The organism is uncultured Williamsia sp. (assembly GCF_947494875.1).
In the GTDB taxonomy this organism is placed as follows: domain Bacteria; phylum Actinomycetota; class Actinomycetes; order Mycobacteriales; family Mycobacteriaceae; genus Williamsia_A.
This window is the reverse complement of record NZ_CANLWM010000010.1, coordinates 141,699-162,577: the sequence shown is the minus strand read 5'-3', so window position 1 is coordinate 162,577 and position 20,879 is coordinate 141,699. Positions and strand designations below refer to the sequence as shown.

Genomic DNA, 20,879 nt, shown 5'->3' with positions numbered 1-20,879 from the left:
GTCCACACCCGACGGGCTGGACCGGTCAATCGCCACGACGGACGGGCTCTGTACCGACGTCCGTCAGACGGTCGGGGCCGGGTCGGCCACCTGCGCGGGTACGGCGGTCCGGGCCGTGGGGTCCGCGGGCGCGGACGGTGTGACCGCGCGGGTCATGTGCCGGGGCCGGGCGAAGCAGGCCGCGGCGATCACGCCGAGCAGCAGGACGGCGGCGGGGAGGTAGATCGACTGACCCATCGCGTCGGCGAAACCGGGCTTGGCGACCGCGGGGAGCGTTCCCGTCGACCCGGTCGACACGGACACCCCCGGGAACTCCGCGGCGAGGCGGGTCTGCAGGAGCGCGCCGACCGCGGCGCTGCCGAGCACCGATCCGACCACGCGCAGCGTGTTGTACACACCGGCACCCGCACCGGCCTGGGCCATAGGCAGGTTCCGGTTCGCGGTGGCGGCGAGCGGCGCCCAGATGCCAGCGCTCGCGATGCCCATGAGGCACACCGGGATCAGCAGTTGCCACACCGGTGTCTGCGGCTGCGCGAGGTAGCCGAGCAGCGCGACGGCGATCGCGTTGAGCAGCAGCGCGCCGCCGATGATCCACCGCGGGTGCATCGTGTCGACGAGGCGGCCGACCACCGGCGCCAGAATGCCCGTGAGCACCGCCATCGGCACCAGCACCAGCGCCGACCGGGTGGGCGACATCCCGCCCACGAGCTGCAGGAAGAACATCATCGGGACCATCAGGCCCGCGGTCGCGAAACCCATGGTCGCGATCCCGACGTTGGCCAGCGAGAAGTTGCGGTCACGGAACAGCGACAGCGGGACCAGCGGCTGCCCGCGCACCTTCGACTGCCACCACACGAACACGCCCAGGATGGCGACGCCGGCGGCGGCGAGGATCCAGATCCAGGCGGCCCAGTCGTACTTCTCGCCGTCCTGGATCGCGAACACCAGCGCGCCCAGGCCGATCGCGCTCAGGAGCACGCCGATGATGTCGAAGTCGCGGCCCGTGGTGTCGACGGTCGGGACGAGCCACCACGCCAGGGCGAGGCCGACCACCCCGACGGGGACGTTGACGAAGAAGATCCATTGCCAGCCGAGTCCGTCGACGAGGATGCCACCGGCCAGCGGACCGACGAGGGTGGCGACGCCGGCGACCGTGCCCCAGACGCCCATCGCCGCGCCGCGCCGTTCGGCGGGGAACATCCGTGTGATCAGCGACATCGTCTGCGGCGTGATGAGCGCGGCGCCCAGACCCTGCAGCGCGCGTGCGGCGATCAGCTCGCCGATCGACCCGGACAGACCGCACCACACGCTCGCGCCGGTGAACACCACCAGCCCGGCCTGGTACATCAGCTTCGGGCCGAAACGGTCACCCAGACGACCGGTGATGAGCAGCGGGACCGCGTACGTCAGCAGGTAGGCACTGGTGACCCAGATGACCCCGTTGAAGTCGGTGCGCAGCTTCTCCTGGATGTCGGGCTGTGCCACCGCGACGATGGTCATGTCGACGAGGATCATGAAGAACCCGACGCACAGTGCCATGAGAGCGGCCCACGGTCGGGTCGTGACGGGGGTGAACGGCCTGGGTGCGGTCATCACACGTACTCCTGAACGGGGTGATCGGTCGGGCTCGGTGTCGGTGGGGGGAAGTCCTCTGCGGTGAGGGGGCAGTCGGCGTGGTCCGGGTCGGACTTCCAGGCGAGCGATCCGTCGGCCACCCGGCCGCGGAGCGCGGCGAGGTGCTCGATCTGCGCCCGCAGCGTCGCGCAGCGGCACCCGAGGTCCAGCAGGTACATCTCGGGCACACCGCGGGCGAGCGCCTGCTCGCGGGCGGTCTCCCACCGCTCGAGGTCGGCGCGCATGTGCGCGATCCGGTTGTCGAGCAGGTCGACCACCTGCTCACGTGGCAGCTCGTGGGCCTCGGCGAGGGCCAGGTGCAGGTCGCTGTACTCCACCGACGGCACCGCCAGCAGGGACGCGATGTGCTCGCGCGCGCGGGCGTCGCCCTCCGCTGTCACGGCGTAGACGGTGCGCTCCGGACGGTTGCCGTCGCGGGACACGTCGTCCACACGCACGAGTCCGCGCTCCTCGAGCCGCGTGACGGTGCGGTACAGCGTGCCCGGCGCGATGGTGGCGAAGCGGTCATCCCTGCGGGCGTCGAACACCTGCAGCATCTCGTAGGGGTGCATCGGCCGCTCGTCCAGGGCGCACAGCACCAACACCGCGAGCGGGGTGAGGGGGGACCTGTCGTCCCGACGTCGTCCTGCCGTCACCGTCCACCTCCGCACCCACCCGACCGCACATGTTCCGTGCGGAATATTCGCATCAGGGTCACCGACTCGCAACTCGACCGGCCCCCGCCGGGTGCGGGCTAATCTGGCTTCGATGAGTGCAGACGTATCAGCGACCGGGTCACCGGCGGAGAACACAGACGACGACGGCGGCGGCGAGAACGAGACCTGGTCGACGCCGGGCACCTACGTCAACCCGGGGACGGACTTCGTCCGCGACACCAACTACATCGAGACCCGCATCACCCGCGACGGCAGGGACGGCTACCCCGTCGAGCCCGGTCGGTATCGACTCGTCGTGGCGCGCGCCTGCCCCTGGGCGAACCGCGCGATCATCGTGCGGCGGCTGCTGGGTCTGGAGGACGCCATCTCGATGGGGTTGTGCGGTCCCACGCACGACCCCGACTCGTGGACCTTCGACCTCGACCCCGGCGGCGTCGACCCGGTGTTGAAGATCCCCCGGATCAAGGACGCGTACCTCGCCCGGTTCCCCGACTACAGCAAGGGCATCACCGTCCCGGCCATGGTCGACGTCCCGTCGGGAGAGGTGGTGACCAACAACTTCCCGCAGATGACGATCGACATGTCGCTCGAGTGGACCGAGCATCACCGCGACGGCGCACCGCAGCTCTACCCCGAGCACCTGCGCGCGGAGATCGACGAGGTCAACGCGGGCGTCTTCAGCGAGATCAACAACGGCGTCTACCGCTGTGGTTTCGCCGGCAGCCAGCAGTCGTACGAGCGCGCGTACGCACGCCTCTTCGACCACCTCGACGTGATCGCCGAGCGGCTGCGCGGACAGCGATACCTGGTGGGCGACACCATCACCGAGGCCGACGTCCGGCTGTTCACCACGCTCGTCCGCTTCGACCCCGTCTACCACGGCCACTTCAAGTGCAACCGGATGAAGCTCAGCGAGATGCCGGTGCTGTGGGCGTACGCCCGAGATCTGTTCCAGACACCGGGTTTCGGCGACACGGTCGACTTCACGCAGATCAAGCGGCACTACTACGTGGTCCACTCCGACATCAACCCGACCGGGATCGTGCCGCTGGGGCCGGACCTGCGCGGCTGGCACACCCCGCACCACCGAGAGCAGCTCGGCGGCCGCCCCTTCGGCGAGGGCACTCCCCCGCCACCGCCGCGTCCGGAGGAGACCGTCGCCCTGCAGGACTGGGCTCCGCGGTGAGCGGCGACCGCGGCGGAGCGATCGTCGGTGTCATCGACCGTGCCCAGCGCCTGCAGGCGCCGGCCGTCGCGGCCTACGTCCGCCGTCTGCGGTCGGCCCACCCCGACGAGTCACCCACACAGATCATCGAGCGCCTCGAGAAGCGGTATCTGACGACCGTGATGTCGTCGGGCGGTGCCGTCGGCGCGACGGCCGCGGTGCCGGGCGTCGGGACGCTCGCCTCCATCGCGGCGATCGGCGGTGAGTCCGCGTTCTTCGTCGAGGCGTCGGCGCTGCTCGCGCTCGCCGTCGCCGAGGTGCACGGCATCCCGGTGGAGGACGCCGAACGGCGACGCACCCTGGTCCTCGCCGTCGTGCTCGGCGAGGAGGGACTCACCGCTCTGGCCAAGGAGCTGGGCTCGCGTCACAACCCCCTCGGGCGGGTGGCCGGCGGCGCACTCAACGGACCCGCTCTGCGCAGCCTCAACAAGACGCTGCTGAAGCGGGTGGTGAAGAAGTACGCGGCCCGCCGCGCCCCGCTGATGGTGGGCAAGATGCTCCCGGCCGGGATCGGTGCCGCGGTCGGCGGTGTCGGCAACCGTGCGCTGGGTCGACGCATCGTCGCCAACGCCCGCACGTCGTTCGGTCCCCCGCCCACCACCTGGCCCGACGCGACGCCGGCGATCACCGCGCACGATCGGTGACCCGCGGCTGGATCGCACGGCTGGCCGCCGAGTGCGCGCGGCACCGTGCACTGCTGTCGATCACGCTCGCCGTCACCGCGATCGGCGTCGCGATCGACCTCTCGGTCCCCCTGGTCACCAAGGCGGCGATCGACACCGCGACCGGCAGTGCGTCGCACGGCTTCTCGATCGCGACCCTCGGCGCCGCGCTCGTCGTGCTCGGCGTCGTGCGGTTCATCGCGCAGTTCTTCCGTCGGCTGACGGCCGGGCGTCTGTCGCTGACGGTCCAGAACGTCCTGCGTACCTCGATCCTGTCCACGCTGCTGCGGCTCGACGGCCCGTCGGTCGACCGCATCGTCACCGGACAGGTGGTGTCGCGGTCGATCTCGGACCTGCAGCTGGTCCAGGGCCTCTTGGCGATGGTGCCGCTGTCCCTCGGCGCGGTCGTGCAGGTGGTGCTGGCGTTCGTGGTGATGGCCTACCTGTCGCCCCTGCTCACCCTGGTCGCGCTGCTCGTCATCCCCCTCGTCGCGGTGGTGGCGTTCCGGACGCGGCGGTCGTTGTTCGCCGCGACGTGGTCTGCGCAGCAGACCGCGGCCGACGTCGCGCAGCACGTCGAGGAGACCGTGACCGGCGTCCGGGTGGTGAAGGGCTTCGGGCAGGAGGACCGGTCGGTCGACGAACTCGCCGACCACGGCCGTCGACTGTTCTCGCAGCGCATGCGGGCAGCCCGGATCAACGCCCGCTTCTCCCCGACGATGAACGCGATCCCCCAGCTCGCCCTGGTCGCGATCGTCGCCCTCGGAGGGATTCTCACCGCCCGCGGTGACATCACGGTCGGGACGTTCCTGGCGTTCGCCACCTATGTGACGACGATGACCGGGCTGGCGCGGTTGCTCACCAACCTCGTCGTGTCGGCGCAGCTGGCGCGTGCGGCGGTGGAACGTGTCTACGACGTCATCGACCACCCGACCGACCCCCGGTACCTGTCCGATCCGGGCACCGGTGTCGCCGCCGCGCCGCCCGGGGCGGTCGGCATCCGGGTCTCCGACGTCGATGTCGACCTCCCCGATGGCACGTCGCTCTTCCGCGGTCTCGACCTCACCGTCTCACCCGGTGAGGCGGTGGCGGTCGTCGGGCCGCCAGGTTCCGGGAAGTCGACGCTGGCCGCCGTGCTCGCCGGTCTCGCGCCCGCCCGGCGCGGGACGGTGCACCTCGTCGATTCGTCGACGGGCGTCGGACTCGACGTGGCCGACGCCGACCTCGAGAGCATCCGGTCCCGCATCGGCATCGTCTTCGACGACCCGTTCCTCTACTCCGACTCGATCGCGGCCAACATCGCCCTCGGACCCGCGGCCGACGGGCTCGACGCGGCGGCGGTCCGGGCACGCGTGGAACGGGCCGCCCGCCGTGCCGCCGCCCACGACTTCATCTCGGCACTGCCCGACGGCTACGACACCGTGGTCGGCGAACGGGGACTGACGCTCTCCGGCGGTCAGCGGCAGCGGATCGCCCTCGCCCGCGCGTTCTTCGTCGACCCGCCGATCCTCGTCCTCGACGACGCGACCTCGGCCGTGGACGCGACCACGGAGGCGGCGATCCTCGCCGAGCTGCGGGACACCCCAGGCCGCACCCTCGTGCTGATCGCCCACCGGCGGTCGACGCTCGCCCCCGCCGACCGGGTCGTCGTGCTCGACGGCGGGCGCGTCGTCGAGTCCGGACCGCCCGCCGACGTCGCCGCCCGGTCGGCGCTGTTCCGATCGCTCATGTCCGACCCGGCGACAGGCGCGACCGCGACACCCGACGAGCTCCCCGCCGTCGCCGTCCCCGACCGGTCGTCTCTGTGGCCCGACGACGAGGCACCCGACACCGGTGACCGGATCCGCCCCGCCACCCCACCCCGCGCGGGGCGACGCGGTGGTGGCGGTGTGTCCAGTGCGCTCGGGTCGATGCCCGCCACCCCGGCCCTGCTCGAGGCGGTCGCCGAGCTGCCCCCGGCGCAGGAGGATCCGCAGGTCGACGAGTCCGAGGCCCGCGCCCCCGACCCGCGGTTCTCGCTGCGCGGGTTGCTCCGACCGGTCCGCGGACTGCTGTTGCTCGCGATCGTCGCGGTCGCTCTCGACACCGCCACGGGCCTGGCGTTCCCGACCCTGGCGCGACTCGGCGTGAACGCCGCGACGCGCGATCAGCTCTCGACGCTGTGGGCCACCACCGCCGCGGGCCTCGCCGCCGTGGCGGTCGGCTGGGTCGCGTTGTCGCTCACCACCATCACGAGCACCCGCGCGGGCGAACGCGTCCTGTTCCGACTCCGGGTGCGCAGCTACGCCCACCTGCAGCGCCTGGGCCTCGACTACTACGAGCGCGAGCTGTCCGGCCGAATCATGACGCGGATGACGACCGACATCGACGCGCTTTCGTCGTTCCTGCAGACGGGCCTCTCGACCACGGTCATCGCGCTGCTCACGATCGTCGGGGTCGCCGCGGCGCTCATCGTGACCGACCCGTCGCTCGGCGCGATCGTCGTCGTCGCCCTGGTCCCGCTGGCCGTCGCGACCGTCGTCTTCCAACGCGTCGCGTCCCGCGCCTACACCCGGTCGCGGGAACTGGTCAGCGCCGTGAACGCCGACTTCCAGGAGAACATCGCCGGACTGCGCACCACCACCAGCTACCGCAACGACGGCCGCGCCCGCGCCCGGTTCGGCGACCTGGCCGGGCAGTACGTCGCGGCGCGCATGGTGTCGCAGCGCGCGATCTCGCTGTACTTCCCGTTCATCACCCTCGTCTCCGACGTGGCGACCGCCGTCGCGGTCGGGATCGGTGCGTCGCAGGTCGCGTCCGGTCAGACACAGCCGGGGACCATCGTCGCGTTCGTGCTGTACCTCGGGATGCTGTTCAGCCCGGTGCAGCAGCTCAGCCAGGTGTTCGACGGCTACCAGCAGGCCGTGGTCGGGCTGCGGCGCATCGGCGACCTGTTGCGGACCCCGAGCAGCCTCGAGTCCGATCCCGACACGAGCGTGGCGACGCCGGCGGCCCACGCGACCACCGGTCCGTCGGGACACGCCGAACTCGACGCCGTCCGGTTCCGGTACTCCGGCGCCGCCGACGACGCCCTGCGCGGTGTGGACCTCGACATCCCCGCGGGGTCGTCGCTGGCGCTGGTCGGCCAGACCGGCGCGGGCAAGTCGACCATCGTCAAGCTGCTGGCTCGGTTCTACGACCCCACCGAGGGGTCGGTCCGACTCGACGGCCGCGACATCCGAGAGGTGCCGCTGCGTGCACATCGTCGACGCCTGGGCGTCGTGCCGCAGGAAGCGCACCTGTTCACCGGGACCATCGCGTCGAACATCGCCTACGGCGACCCGACCGCGTCCCGTGAACGCATCGAGGCCGCCGCCGCGGCGGTCGGGGCGCTCGACGTCATCGCGGGGATGCGCGGCGGAATGGCCCACCGCGTCGGCGAGCGCGGGCAGGGCCTCTCGGCCGGGCAGCGACAGCTCATCGCGCTCGCCCGCGCGGAACTCGTCGACCCCGACCTGCTGCTCCTCGACGAGGCGACCGCCACCCTGGACCAGGCCACCGAACGGCGTGTGCTCGACGCGGGCCGTCGCCTCGCGCGGTCGCGCACCGCGGTGATCGTCGCCCACCGCCTCGCCACCGCGGCCCGCGCCGATCGGATCGCCGTGGTCGCCGACGGACGCATCGTCGAACTGGGAACCCATGCGGACCTCCTGGCGTTGAACGGCAGGTATCGGGTCCTCTGGGACACCGGATCGGCAACGGGGCCGACCACCGCGGAGACCGCCGACGCGGGGTGAGACATCCCGCTTCGCGACGGGTGTGGGCGACAACACCGAGCCCGTATGCATCGCAGGTGAGCGGGGACTAACCTTGCCGTGGTACCTCGGACGATGCGCCGCCGGATCACCGGTCGCCTGCGTCGCGCGCGGTGCCGGGCACCACGACGCCGGTACCCCCGGGCAACCCTCGGGACACCGACACGGTTCGGACACGACAACACTCCGACACGACGCGACGATCAGGGAATTGAGGCGAGAATCTGCCGTGAGCAGTTCGGTATCAGACTTCGGACAGAACGAGTGGCTGGTCGAGGAGATGTACCAGCGATTCCGTGAGGATCCCGATTCGGTCGACCGCAGCTGGCACGACTTCCTGGAGTCCTACACCCCGCCCGCCGACTCCCCGACGGGCAACGGCGCCGCGAGCAACGGCACGCACAAGGCGACGTCGAACGGCTCGAGCAACGGCGCGTCGCCGGCGAGTGTCACCGAGGCACCCGCGACGAAGGCGGCGTCGGGTCAGGCGGTCCAGAGCCGCGACGGTTCGGCCGCGTCGGCCGCCGACGCCCCGACCACCGGCACCGCACCCCACGACACCACCCCGATCCGCGAGAAGTCGTCCGAGAAAAAGGACACGACGGCGGAGAACGCCGCACCCGCCAAGGGTGCCCCGGCGAAGTCGGAGGGCAAGGCCCCCGCGAAGAAGGCCGAGCCGAAGCCGGAGCGCAAGAGTTCGGACAAGCCGACGGCGTCCGCCCCGGCGCCGAAGGACCCGCCCGCCGAGGACACGTCGAAGGTCCTGCGCGGCGCCGCGGCCGCGGTCGCGAAGAACATGAACATGTCGCTGCAGATCCCGACGGCCACCAGTGTCCGTGCGATCCCGGCGAAGCTGATGATCGACAACCGGATCGTGGTCAACAACCATCTCGCCCGCACCCGCGGTGGCAAGATCTCGTTCACCCACATCCTCGGCTACGCGATCGTGCAGGCGGTCAAGTCGTTCCCGAACATGAACCGTCATTTCGACGAGGTCGACGGGAAGCCGAACGCGATCACCCCTGCGCACACCAACCTCGGTCTCGCGATCGACCTGCAGGGCAAGGACGGCAACCGCTCGCTGGTCGTCGCCGCCATCAAGAACTGCGAGACCATGGGTTTCGGCGAGTTCCACGCCGCCTACGAGGACATCGTCAAGCGTGCGCGTGACGGCAAGCTGACCGCCGACGACTTCGCGGGCGTCACGATCTCGCTGACCAACCCCGGCACCATCGGCACCGTGCACTCGGTGCCACGCCTGATGAAGGGTCAGGGCACGATCATCGGCGCCGGCGCGATGGAGTACCCGGCCGAGTTCCAGGGCGCCAGCGACGAGCGCATCGCCGAGATGGGTGTCGGCAAGCTGATCACCCTCACCTCGACGTACGACCACCGCATCATCCAGGGTGCCGAGTCGGGCGACTTCCTGCGCACCATCCACACCCTGCTGCTCGACGACGCGTTCTACGACGAGATCTTCACCGCGTTCCACATCCCCTACGAGCCGATCCGGTGGCGCAAGGACATCGCCTCGCCGTCGGTCGACAAGAACGCGCGGGTCCTCGAACTGATCGCGGCGTACCGCAGCCGGGGTCACCTCATGGCCGACATCGATCCGCTCATGATCGACTCCGACGCCCGCGCGGCCCATCCCGATCTCAACGTGCTGACCTACGACCTGACGTTGTGGGATCTCGACCGCGAGTTCACCGTCGGCGGATTCCACGGCCAGGACCGGATGAAGCTGCGTGACATCCTCTCGGTGCTGCGGGACGCCTACTGCCGCCACGTCGGCGTCGAGTACACCCACATCCTCGAGCCCGGGCAGCAGGAGTGGCTGCAGGAGCGGGTGGAGATCAAGCACACCAAACCACCTGTGGGCGAACAGAAGTACATCCTCAGCAAGCTGAACGCGGCCGAGGCGTTCGAGACCTTCCTGCAGACCAAGTACGTCGGGCAGAAGCGTTTCTCGCTCGAGGGCGCCGAGACCGTCATCCCGATGATGGACGGCGTCATCGACCAGAGCGCCGAGCACGGTCTCGACGAGGTCGTCATCGGCATGCCGCACCGTGGCCGTCTCAACGTGCTGGCCAACATCGTCGGCAAGCCGTACTCGAAGATCTTCACCGAGTTCGAGGGCAACCTGAACCCCTCGCAGGCGCACGGGTCGGGTGACGTGAAGTACCACCTCGGCGCCGAGGGCAAGTACTACCAGATGTTCGGGGACAACGAGATCAACGTCTCGCTGACCGCCAACCCGTCGCACCTCGAGGCCGTCAACCCCGTCCTCGAGGGACTGGTCCGCGCGAAGCAGGACATGCTCGAGCGTCCCGACGAGGCGTTCACCGTCCTGCCGCTGATGCTCCACGGCGACGCCGCGTTCGCCGGTCAGGGCGTCGTGGCCGAGACCCTGAACCTCGCGATGCTGCCCGGGTACCGCACCGGCGGCACCGTGCACATCGTGGTCAACAACCAGGTCGGGTTCACCACCGCGCCGGAGCACTCGCGGTCCACCGAGTACTGCACCGACATCGCGAAGATGATCGGTGCGCCGATCTTCCACGTGAACGGCGACGACCCGGAGGCGTGCGTGTGGGCCGCCAAGCTCGCCGTCGACTACCGCCAGGCGTTCCACAAGGACGTCGTCATCGACCTCGTCTGCTACCGGCGCCGTGGCCACAACGAGGGCGACGACCCGTCGATGACCCAGCCCGCCATGTACGACGTGATCGACACCAAGCGCGGGGTCCGCAAGAGCTACACCGAGGCGCTCATCGGCCGCGGCGACATCTCGACCAAGGAGGCCGAGGACGCCCTGCGCGACTACCAGGGCCAGCTGGAGCGGGTGTTCAACGAGGTCAAGGAACTCGAGAAGTTCACGCCCGCCCCGAGTCCGTCGGTCGAGTCCGACCAACAGCTCCCCCAGAAGCTGATGACCGGTGTCGACGCGTCGGTCGTCGAGGCCATCGGTGACGCGTTCGCCGAGGTGCCCGAGGGCTTCTCCCCGCACCAGCGGGTGAAGCCGGTTCTCACCCGCCGGCAGGAGATGTCGCGCGAGGGCGGCATCGACTGGGCGTTCGGCGAACTGCTGGCGTTCGGGTCGTTGGTCCACGAGGGCCGCACGGTCCGACTGTCCGGCCAGGACTCGCGTCGCGGCACGTTCTCCCAGCGGCACTCGGTCATCATCGACCGCAAGACCGGCCAGGAGTACACACCGCTCAACCAGGTGGTGCAGACCGAGGGCGAGAACGCCGGCGGCCGGTTCCTCGCCTACGACTCGCCGCTGTCGGAGTTCGCCGTCGTCGGCTTCGAGTACGGCTACTCGGTCGGCAACCCCGACGCGATGGTCGTGTGGGAGGCGCAGTTCGGCGACTTCGTCAACGGCGCACAGTCGATCATCGACGAGTTCATCTCGTCGGGTGAGGCCAAGTGGGGACAGCTCTCCGACGTCGTGCTGCTGTTGCCGCACGGTCACGAGGGCCAGGGTCCCGACCACACCTCGGGACGCATCGAGCGCTTCCTGCTGCTGTGCGCCGAGGGGTCGATGACCGTCGCCCAGCCGTCGACGCCGGCGAGCCACTTCCACCTGCTGCGTCGCCACGTGCTCGACGGGATCAGCCGCCCGCTGGTCGTCTTCACACCGAAGTCGATGCTGCGCAACAAGGCGGCCACGAGCCCCGTCGAGGACTTCACAGACGGCAAGTTCCTGTCGATCATCGACGACCCCACGGTCACCGACGACGCCGCGGCGGAGAAGGTCACCCGGGTGCTGCTGGTGAGCGGCAAGTTGTACTGGGATCTCGCGGCGCGCAAGAAGAAGGAGAATCGCGAGGACATCGCGATCGTCCGGATCGAGCAGCTCTACCCGATCCCGCACCGCCGTCTGGCGCAGACCATGGAGCGGTACCCGAACGCCGACGACAAGCGATGGGTGCAGGACGAACCTGCCAACCAGGGCCCGTGGCCGTTCCTCGGACTGAACCTCCCCGAGAAGCTGCCCGAGCACTTCGGCAGCGGCTTCACCCGGGTGTCGCGGCGCGCGATGTCCGCGCCGTCGTCGGGCTCGAGCAAGGTCCATGCCGTCGAGCAGCAGGAGATCCTGGACAAGGCCTTCGACTGACGGTTCTCACCAGGTGGCCGTCCATCCGACATCGTCGGGTGGGCGGCCACCGTCGTCTGTCAGGACAGGGACATCGCGCTGGTGTCGGCGCCGGACATCTTTCCGGCGATCGCGCCCAGGCTGGGCAGCGCGACGGTGATCAGTTCGAGGAGTTCGTCGCGGGTGACCGTGGCGTCGGTGAGCCAGCGGATCGTCACGTCCTCGGCGAAAGCGATCCACCCGTTGATGGCGAGCTCGACCAGTGGTGTCGGCTCGAGTCCGACGAGCTGCACGTTCGCGAAGGTGCGGCGCACCATGACCGTCCGCGTCTCGTCGAACACCGCCTGCATGGCAGGGTCCGACGACGCCGACCCGCGCATCAGCGCCAGGTACAGGCTCCGGTTGTCGGTCACGAAGTCGACGAAACCGCGGATGGTGCCGCGCAGGACCTCGATCGGGTCCCCCAGCGTGAAGTCGGGCTCGGTGGCCTGGAGCATCCGGTGCGACTGCTCGCGCGCCATGGCGACGTGGAAGTCCTGCTTGGTGTCGAAGTAGTGGAAGATCAGCGCCCGCGACACCCCGACGGCCTCGGCGACGGCCTCGACGGACACCTGGTCCAGCGGGCGGTCCGTGGCCATGGCCAGACCCTCCTCGATCAGCTGCAGCCGCCGTGCCTCGGGGGTCATGCGGGTGCGCTTGGAGCCAGCCATGTGCACATAGTACTGACGGATGGTCAATAGTCTATTGACCGGGCGTCAATACTGTGTACGATCTTACCCATGAACGATGTCAAGGTCGCCGTCGTCGGCGCCGGGTTGTCCGGCATGGGCGCGGCCATCACCCTCAGGCAGAACGGTTTCGACGACTTCCTGGTCCTCGACCGCGGCTCGGATTTCGGCGGCACCTGGCGCGACAACACCTACCCCGGTGCCGCGTGCGACGTCCCGTCGCACCTGTACTCGTACTCGTTCGAGCTGAACCCGGAGTGGTCGCGCTCGTTCTCCAAGCAGGCCGAGATCCACGCCTACATCAACCGCGTGGCCGACAAGTACGACCTGCACAGCCGCACCCGGTTCCGCACCGAGGTGAGCGACGCGCGATGGGACGAGGCTCAGAACCGCTGGATCGTCAGCACCGACAGCGAGACCGACGGCCCGCAGCAGATCCGCGCGGAGATCCTCGTCGGCGCGATCGGTCCGCTGTGTGAGCCCCGCCTGCCCGACATCGAGGGCATCGAGGGGTTCGAGGGCGCGATCTTCCACTCGGCCCGCTGGGACCACGAGACCGACCTGACCGGCAAGCGGGTCGCCGTCATCGGCACCGGCGCCTCGGCCATCCAGATCATCCCCGAGCTCGCGGGCAAGGTCAGCCACATGGACGTCTACCAGCGCACCGCGCCGTGGGTCCTCCCCCGCGCCGACCGCGAGTACACCGGGCTGGAGCACTGGATCTTCAAGAACGTCCCGGGCGCACAGCGCCTGTCGCGCACCGGCATCTACCTGGCGCACGAGCTCGTCTCCTACGGCCTCACCCATCGCCCTGACGTACTGCGCCCCGCGCACGCCATCGGCAAGGCCAACATCCGCCGCGGCATCTCCGACCCGGTGAAGCGCAAGAAGGTCACGCCGCAGTTCAAGGTGGGCTGCAAGCGGATCCTGCTGTCGAACACCTACTACCCGGCGCTCGGACAGGACAACGTCGACGTCGTCACCGACGGCATCGCGAAGGTCACCTCCACCGGCATCGTGACCGAGAACGGCACCGAGCGGGAGATCGACGCCATCGTCGTCGCCACCGGGTTCCACGTCACCGACTCCCCCGGCTTCGAGCACATCGTCGGCAAGGACGGCGAGAGTCTCGCCCAGGTGTGGGCCCGGGACGGCATGGCTGCCTACAAGGGATCCACCATCCACGGCTTCCCCAACATGTTCCTCATGATCGGTCCGGCCACCGGTCTCGGTCACACCTCGATGGTCTTCATGATCGAGTCGCAGCTGAACTACCTGGCGGACTGGCTGAAGACGGTGCAGCGCAACGACATCACCCGCACCGAGGTCCGCGCGGACGTCCAGCGCGAGTACAACCGCGAGGTGCAGTCGACGCTGGAGACCAGCGTGTGGGAGAACGGCGGTTGCTCGAGCTGGTACAAGGACAAGTTCGGCAACATCACCACCCTGTGGCCGGGCTTCACCTTCAATTACCGAAAGGCGACGAAGGAGTTCGACCTCGCCGCCTACGAGACCCGCCGCGCCGGGTCGACGCCCGCGCCGGAACCGGCGTCGGTCACCGCCTGACCCCGACCGGTCTGATCCGAAGGAACCGAGTATGAAGAACTTCGCCGGCAAGGTCGTCGTCGTCACCGGAGCGGCCAGCGGCATGGGCCGGGACCTCGCACTGCAGCTCGCCGACAAGGGCGCGCGTCTGGCCATCTCCGACATGAACCCCACCGGGCTCGAGGAGACCCGGGCGATGCTCGAGGCGAAGGGTGCCGACGTGCACGCACAGCTCCTCAACGTCGCCGAGCGGGAGGCCGTGCTCGAGTACGCCGACACCGTGGTCGCACACTTCGGGAAGGTCAACGCGATCTTCAACAACGCCGGGATCGCGCATCACGGCGAGGTGGAGTTGACCGACTTCAAGACCTACGAGCGCATCATGGACGTCGACTACTGGGGCGTCGTCAACGGCACCAAGGCGTTCCTGCCGCACATCATCGCCTCGGGCGACGGACACGTCGTGAACACCTCGTCGCTGTTCGGGTTGATGTCGACGCCCGGCCAGAGTGCCTACAACGCAGCGAAGTTCGCGGTGCGCGGTTTCACCGAGTCGCTGATCCAGGAGATGCGGCTCGCGGGTCACCCCGTGTCCGTGTCGTGCGTGCACCCCGGCGGCATCAAGACCGCCATCGCCCGCAACGCGACGGTCAACGAGGGGTCGGACGCGGCACAGTTCGCCGCGTTGTTCGACAAGAAGCTCGCGCGGATGAGCTCGCCGAAGGCGGCGTCGGTGATCATCGCCGGTGTGGAGAAGAACAAGCCGCGCATCCTCGTCGGCGCGGACGCGAAGTTCCTCGACAAGCTCGTGCGTGTCCTCGGTGCGGCCTACATGCCAGTGGTCGCCAAGGCGGCCGGCGCGACCCTCTCGCCGCGAAAATGACTGCCGGCCCGAAGACCCTGGCGCTGCCGATCGGTCTCGTCGAGCCCGTCACGCGGGCGCTCTATGCGCTGATGCTCCATCCGCGCATGCCGGTCGGGTGGCAGCGCGCCATGGCCGACCACGCCCTCGACGTCGACCCGTTGCCCGCCGACACGGTCGTCCGAACCATCACGCTCGGCGGCCGCCCGACCGAGCGCGTGACCGTGGGTGCCACGGAGAATTCGACCGCGGTCCTGTACCTGCACGGTGGCGGCTACGTGATGGGCTCGCCGCGATCGCACCGACGCCTCACGGCCAGACTCGCCGCGGTCACCGACGCCACGGTGTTCGCCCCCGACTACCGCCTGGCACCGGAGGATCCGTTCCCGGCGGCACTGGACGACGGCGTGGCAGCCTTCCTCGATCTCGTCCACTTCCACGGATTCCGTCCGGACCAGATCGCCGTCGCTGGTGACTCCGCGGGCGGCGGTCTGAGCGTTGCGGTGACGCGCCGGTTGATCGACCATCACGAGATGACCCCTGCCGCAATGGGACTCATCGCGCCGTGGGTCGACCCCTCCATCGACACCGGGCTCGCGGGCCACGCCACCGACGTCATCGTCAACCATCCGTGGTCCCGCGCGTGCGCGGCCGCCTACCTCGCCGACGGGGACGCGTCGGATCCCGGATACGCCCCTCTCAACGGCGACCTGTCCGGGTTGCCCCCGACGGTGGTCCACATCGGCGAGCGTGAGGCGCTGCACCCGCAGGTCCTGACGTTCGTCGACAAGGCCCGGGCAGCAGGCGTCGATGTCGACCTCGAAGAGTTCCCGCGGCTCTGGCACGTCGGCCACCTGCAGGCGAGCATGCTCGCCGAAGCCTCCGACGCCGTCGACCACCTCGGTGGCTTCCTGCGCGCACGCCTGGCCTGACCCTCGCCGTCACGCTGCTGCGTCGGGCCGCGCGGGTGCGCGGGATCGGTGTTCGTGGCCGGTTGGTGTGCGGATGAGGGCTTCGTGGGTGCCGTCGTCGTCGATCGCGGTGGTGACCGCCCAGCCGGGGTTCTCCTTCTGCCGGTTGTGCGTCCGACACTCCCCCAGCCCGTTCAGGGCGTCCGTCGCACCGCCGTCGTGATGTGGATGCGCGTGGTCGATCTCGACGATCGGGGCATCGCAGTACGGGAACCGACATGACACATCGCGGCGGGTGATGAACCGTCGCAGACCGGACGGGAAAATTCGGGCCTTCGACTCCATCGCGACGAGCGCACCGGAGTCCGGTGCCGCGAACAGTCGTCGCAGCGTGACTTCCGCGTCGTGGTCGAGGGCGTCGGCGATCAGGTCCCGAGCGGTGCTCGCCGGAATCGGTCCGTAGCCGGGAACCTCCGCTGCGGCGGAGGCGTCACCGGTGAGGACGACGTCGGACACGACGACATCCACCGCGAGCGGTACCGCCCCAGGCACCGCGACACCGGTGAGCCGGCGCAGGAGGGTGTCGGCCATGACCTGCGCGTGGGTGCGGTCGTCGGACTGACAGATCAGATCGGCCTGCTTCTTCAATGCCGCATAGGCCGCGATGCCCGCGGTCATCGGCAGCAGCGCCGACAGCTGCACCGTCGCGTCCGGCTTCGGGCGGATCGTGACCCGACGATCCTTGGGTGCCGACGCGTTGCGGTCGACCACGGCGTGCGGATCGCGGGCGTAGGCGATCTTCTTCGCGAGCGCCTCCAGCGCTCGATCACCGACACCATCCAGCGTGGCCGGGTCCGAACACAGGGCGTGATCGATGAGTCGCCGGTCTTCGACCTGGAGGTAGGCGGTCTCACGGACCAGGATGGTGGCCCGCCACTCCGACAACGAGCCGTCGCGCAGGCGGGCGAAGGTGTTCGGCATCTCGCCCATCGCCCGCGCGAACCCGAGATGGCGGCCACCGGCATTACCCGACACCCGCCGCGCCAACGCGACCTCCGCCGACAATCCGCGACACCGGCGTTCGACGGGAACGCCACGCTCCGCCTCCGCCGCAGACCGCAACTCCTGCAACCGCAGTGTGTCCGCAGCCTGCCCCGCGGCACAGGCCGCTTTGATCGACTCCATCAGAAAGATCCGATCAACCGCCTCGGCCTCATCACCGGCGGCGGGAAGGTCAGCGAGCACAGCCATCACATTGCGCAGCGCGTCTCGCGCGTCGATGATGTCCGCCGTCGTCATGAGTACATGTGTACATGAGGGGTCTGACACGATCGGAGACTCAAAACTGTTTGTGCACAGTCTTTTCAGCGCTCCAACCGCCCAACGAACGGCTCCGGCCGCCCAACGAACGGCTCCGGCCGCCCAACAGATGGTTCCGGCCGCCCAACAGACGGGGTGCGGACTCAGAGGCCGAGGGGCCGCGGGTCGAACGTGACCCGGATGCGCGTGATGAGGCCGTTCTCGACGTGGCTCCAGTTCGCGGTCGGTATCGGTGGCGTCGACGCGGTGTGGAGGTCGAACCAGGTGATCGCGTCGTCACCGTCGACGACCCTCGCGTGCAGCGTCAGGTCGGTCATCACGTTCTCCGCCATCCCGCGCAGTCCGGCGATGCAGTCGTCGGCGCCACGAGCCGTCCCCATCACGCCGACGAAGTCGACGTCGTCGGCGAGAACCGTCCGCAGCCGGTCGAAGTCGCGGTCTCGCCAGGCGTCGAAGTAGGTCGTCACAGCTGTTCGTGTCTGCTCGGTGCTCATGCGTTCCAGCCTCGCCACACGGCACCCATCTGTCCAACAGCTGATTGTGAATGCATTTAGCATCGTCAGTCATGGAACTGCATCAGCTGCGGTACGTGCTCGCCGTCGTCGACGAGGGGACGTTCACCGCGGCGGCCGACGCCGTCCGGATCAGCCAGTCCGGCGTCAGCGCACAGATCGCCAAGCTGGAACGGGAACTCGGCGTGGCCCTGCTCCAGCGGTCGACGCGCCGGGTGACGCCGACGGCGGCCGGCGACCACCTGATCCCCGCGATCCGCGCCGCGGTCACAGCGGTGGACGGGATCCGGGAGACAGCGGCGGAGATCCGCGGCGTGGTCGCCGGCCGCCTGCGCGTCGGCACGGTGGGCGGTCTCGGGTGGCCGCCGGTGTTCGACGCCCTCGCAACGCTGCACACCGCGCACCCCGGCCTCGACATCTCGGTCGTCGAAGACGCCGCGGTCCCGCTGATCGACCGTGTGCGGGACGGGCAGATCGACCTCGCGGTGGCCGCCTGGACGGGCGACGGTCCCGTCGATCTGCAGTCGGTGACCGTGGTCGACGACGCTCTCAGCGTCTGGGTGGCCCCCGACCATCCCTGGGCGGCGCGCGATGGCATCGCGCCCGCCGAGCTCGCCGACGCCGACGTGATCTCGCTGCCCGAGGGCTCGGGAGCGCGTGCGGCGCTCGATGCCGTCCTCGCCGGTGTGGCCACCCGCCGTCGACCACGGTGGGAGGTCGCCACGCCGGCGACCGCGCTCGCACTCGCCGTGCGAGGCCTCGGCGTGGCGGTGCTGTCGGAGTCCACGGGCCGCGGGACCACGGGCCTGGTCGCCGTCGGCGTCGACGACCCGCGCGCACGCTCGAGTCTCGGGATCGTGTGGCGCAACGATCCCGGTCCCGCGACACGGGCACTGCTCGACCGCCTTCTCCCGGCCGCGCACGGATCCTGAGCCCGGGCGTTGTTATCGTCGTCTGCCGGCGCGAGGCCGGCGGGGGCGGCGAGAGGGGCGTGGCGTGGGAACCGCCGTGGTGCTGCTCGTCGTCGCCGGCCGACTGCTCGTCCCGCTGCTGATCCCCCGCTTCCCGGTGCCCGCGATCATCGGCGCGCTCGTCCTCGACGCCGTGGATCAGACGGTGTTCCAACAGGTCCCGGGACTCGACATCTCCGGCTACCAGTCCTACGACAAGGCACTGGACGTCTACTACCTGGCGATCGCGTACCTCTCGACACTGCAGAACTGGTCGGACCCCGTCGCATTCGGGATCGCCCGGTTCCTCTTCTACTATCGCCTGATCGGCGTGGTGGCGTTCGAGTACAGCTCCCAGCGGTGGCTGCTGCTGGCGTTCCCGAACACCTTCGAGTACTTCTTCATCGCCTACGAGCTCGTCCGGTGCCGGTGGGCGCCGACCCGTCTCGGGCACCGCACGCTGTTCCTCCTCGCCGCGGGGATCTGGGTGCTGATCAAACTGCCGCAGGAGTGGTGGCTGCACGTCGCCGAACTCGACGTCACCGACGAGATCAAGACGACGGTCCTCGGCGCCGGACTCGACGACAGCTGGACCGTGGCCGTCGGGAACCGCCCGTGGGTGGTGCCGATCGCCGCCGTCGTCGTCGCGCTGCTCGCGCTCGGGATCCGTGTGGGGGCGCGGCATCTGCCCGCCGGCGACTGGCCCTTCGGGTTCGACGTCTCCGCGCGAACCCGCGGCGGACGCGTCGCCCGCGTGCCGGCCGGTGTGCGCGCCACCCAGAGCGCGTTCCTGCGCGGCCCGCTCGTCGAGAAGACCGTCCTGGTGTCGATGTTGCTGCTGGTGTTCTCCCGGATCCTGCCCGGCGTCGACGCGACCACCCCGCAGATCGTCGTGACGGTCGCGATCCTCGTGGTCGCCAACTCCGTGATCAGTCACCACGTCGCCGGCCGTGGCGTCGAATGGACGTCGACGGTGTCGCAGTTCATCGCGGTCTCGGCCATCAACGCGGGGGTCGTGGTGGTCCTTGTGCTGGTGCCGACGCCGCGCGGTCCGGCTGTCCAGCCGATCCCGGCACTGTTCTTCCTGCTGCTCATCTCTCTCGTGGTGACGCTCTACGACCGCTATCGCATGCTCCGGACGCTCCGCCAGGCCAAGGCGTTCCCGATCTGGGCGATCCGTCGGCGACACCTCGAGCGCATCCGAAGATCAGTCGTCGACGGCGAGCGCCTCACCCGGTCGTAGCTCCCGCGCCCGTGTCCGCGGTGCGTGGACGGCCGCCGCTCGGACGAATTCCGCTCCCGGCGGGAGGAACTCGTCCGGCGCGACCGCGCCGAGTCCCCGCGGCCACAACGTGCCGAAGTGGACGGGCACGGTGATCCGCGCGTGCAGTCGACCGGCGGCGATCGCCGCACGCTCGGCCGTCATGTGACCTTCGCCCAGGCCGGGGCCCCAGCCGCCCACCGGGAGCAGCGCGAGATCGCACGGTCCCACCGCGTCGGCCATCCCGTCCCAGAGGTCGGTGTCACCGGCGAAGTACGTCCGGGACGATCCCTCGACGACGAAGCCGAGCGGGGTGACGTGGCGCCGCGAGAGCGGGTGACGCCGCCCGTCGTGGTCGGCGGGGACAGCACGGATGCGCACCGCACCGACCTCCACGACGTCGCCGGGCGCGACCTCACGGATCTCCCGCCCGCGCAGACGCACCAGTCCCGGGACCGCGTCGCGCGCTCCGCGCGGCAGCACGATCAGCGCGCCCTCGTCCACCATCGACAGGGACCGGACGTGCAGGTGGTCGGCGTGCAGGTGTGACACGACGACCACGTCCGCGCGACGGGCCGCCGCATCCGGGCGCGGCCCGCGTCGTCGATGCAGGTGGGCGACGCCGCCGGTCAGGACCGGGTCGGTGAGGACGCGGACTCCGCTGTCGACGACGGTCGCGGTGGAGTGCCCCCACCAGGTGAGCGACGTGGTCATGGCGC

15 protein-coding genes are annotated in these 20,879 nt (G+C 69.8%); 9 read left to right on the top strand and 6 right to left on the bottom strand.

Translation table 11 applies throughout. The features are described 5' to 3' along the window. Positions 1-63 precede the first annotated feature (63 nt). Together Q1A98_RS21575 and Q1A98_RS21570 are read right to left on the bottom strand one after the other, a co-directional pair. Positions 64-1,593: an MFS transporter gene (locus Q1A98_RS21575; RefSeq protein WP_299577332.1), complete on the bottom strand. Its 1,530-nt coding sequence runs from the start codon at positions 1,591-1,593 to the stop codon at positions 64-66. Continuing rightward, positions 1,593-2,270: a PadR family transcriptional regulator gene (locus tag Q1A98_RS21570; RefSeq protein ID WP_299577330.1), complete on the bottom strand. Its 678-nt coding sequence runs from the start codon at positions 2,268-2,270 to the stop codon at positions 1,593-1,595. Before Q1A98_RS21570 ends, Q1A98_RS21575 begins: the two co-directional genes overlap by 1 nt. 112 nt (positions 2,271-2,382) lie before the next feature. Between Q1A98_RS21570 and Q1A98_RS21565 the strand changes: the two genes are divergently transcribed. From Q1A98_RS21565 to Q1A98_RS21550, 4 genes are all read left to right on the top strand, one after another. Further along, on the top strand, positions 2,383-3,477 hold the full coding sequence (locus tag Q1A98_RS21565; RefSeq protein WP_299577328.1) for a glutathione S-transferase C-terminal domain-containing protein: 1,095 nt from the start codon (positions 2,383-2,385) through the stop codon (positions 3,475-3,477). Next, positions 3,474-4,160, top strand: a complete 687-nt coding sequence (locus Q1A98_RS21560) for a hypothetical protein (protein ID WP_299577326.1) — start codon at positions 3,474-3,476, stop codon at positions 4,158-4,160. Before Q1A98_RS21565 ends, Q1A98_RS21560 begins: the two co-directional genes overlap by 4 nt. Further along, positions 4,157-7,954, top strand: a complete 3,798-nt coding sequence (locus Q1A98_RS21555; RefSeq protein WP_299577324.1) for an ABC transporter ATP-binding protein — start codon at positions 4,157-4,159, stop codon at positions 7,952-7,954. The genes Q1A98_RS21560 and Q1A98_RS21555 overlap by 4 nt, the downstream gene beginning before the upstream one ends. A gap of 247 nt (positions 7,955-8,201) precedes the next feature. Further along, positions 8,202-12,092: a multifunctional oxoglutarate decarboxylase/oxoglutarate dehydrogenase thiamine pyrophosphate-binding subunit/dihydrolipoyllysine-residue succinyltransferase subunit gene (locus Q1A98_RS21550; RefSeq protein WP_299577323.1), complete on the top strand. Its 3,891-nt coding sequence runs from the start codon at positions 8,202-8,204 to the stop codon at positions 12,090-12,092. 59 nt (positions 12,093-12,151) lie between these two features. Here Q1A98_RS21550 and Q1A98_RS21545 read toward each other — a convergent pair whose 3' ends face one another. After that, on the bottom strand, positions 12,152-12,781 hold the full coding sequence (locus Q1A98_RS21545; protein WP_299577322.1) for a TetR/AcrR family transcriptional regulator: 630 nt from the start codon (positions 12,779-12,781) through the stop codon (positions 12,152-12,154). 69 nt (positions 12,782-12,850) lie between these two features. On the opposite strand from Q1A98_RS21545, the gene Q1A98_RS21540 reads away from it, so the two are divergent. Genes Q1A98_RS21540 through Q1A98_RS21530 form a run of 3 tightly spaced genes read left to right on the top strand, consistent with a single transcriptional unit; the run spans position 12,851 to position 16,138 of the window. Then, positions 12,851-14,365 carry an NAD(P)/FAD-dependent oxidoreductase gene (locus Q1A98_RS21540; RefSeq protein WP_299577321.1) on the top strand — a complete coding sequence of 505 codons (1,515 nt, stop codon included), beginning with the start codon at positions 12,851-12,853 and terminating at the stop codon, positions 14,363-14,365. Positions 14,366-14,396: 31 nt separating this feature from the next. Continuing rightward, the gene (locus Q1A98_RS21535) at positions 14,397-15,227 is read left to right on the top strand and encodes an SDR family NAD(P)-dependent oxidoreductase (protein ID WP_299577320.1); all 831 of its coding nucleotides are present in this window, start codon (positions 14,397-14,399) and stop codon (positions 15,225-15,227) included. Beyond that, entirely contained in the window at positions 15,224-16,138 is a 915-nt protein-coding gene (locus tag Q1A98_RS21530) for an alpha/beta hydrolase (RefSeq protein ID WP_299577319.1), read from the top strand. Before Q1A98_RS21535 ends, Q1A98_RS21530 begins: the two co-directional genes overlap by 4 nt. 9 nt (positions 16,139-16,147) lie before the next feature. On the opposite strand, the gene Q1A98_RS21525 is transcribed toward Q1A98_RS21530, so the two are convergent. Both Q1A98_RS21525 and Q1A98_RS21520 read right to left on the bottom strand, forming a co-directional pair. Further along, a complete protein-coding gene (locus Q1A98_RS21525; RefSeq protein ID WP_299577318.1) occupies positions 16,148-17,416 on the bottom strand; it encodes an HNH endonuclease signature motif containing protein in 1,269 nt (422 codons plus the stop codon). Between the two features lie 164 nt (positions 17,417-17,580). Further along, on the bottom strand, positions 17,581-17,931 hold the full coding sequence (locus tag Q1A98_RS21520; protein ID WP_299577317.1) for a nuclear transport factor 2 family protein: 351 nt from the start codon (positions 17,929-17,931) through the stop codon (positions 17,581-17,583). Positions 17,932-18,002: 71 nt separating this feature from the next. Here Q1A98_RS21520 and Q1A98_RS21515 point away from each other — a divergent pair, with 71 nt between their 5' ends. Together Q1A98_RS21515 and Q1A98_RS21510 are read left to right on the top strand one after the other, a co-directional pair. Further along, positions 18,003-18,881 carry a LysR family transcriptional regulator gene (locus tag Q1A98_RS21515; protein ID WP_299577316.1) on the top strand — a complete coding sequence of 293 codons (879 nt, stop codon included), beginning with the start codon at positions 18,003-18,005 and terminating at the stop codon, positions 18,879-18,881. 64 nt (positions 18,882-18,945) lie between these two features. Further along, the gene (locus tag Q1A98_RS21510) at positions 18,946-20,142 is read left to right on the top strand and encodes a hypothetical protein (RefSeq protein WP_299577315.1); all 1,197 of its coding nucleotides are present in this window, start codon (positions 18,946-18,948) and stop codon (positions 20,140-20,142) included. On the opposite strand, the gene Q1A98_RS21505 is transcribed toward Q1A98_RS21510, so the two are convergent. Further along, positions 20,107-20,874 carry an MBL fold metallo-hydrolase gene (locus Q1A98_RS21505; protein WP_299577314.1) on the bottom strand — a complete coding sequence of 256 codons (768 nt, stop codon included), beginning with the start codon at positions 20,872-20,874 and terminating at the stop codon, positions 20,107-20,109. The genes Q1A98_RS21510 and Q1A98_RS21505 overlap by 36 nt on opposite strands. Positions 20,875-20,879: the final 5 nt, after the last annotated feature.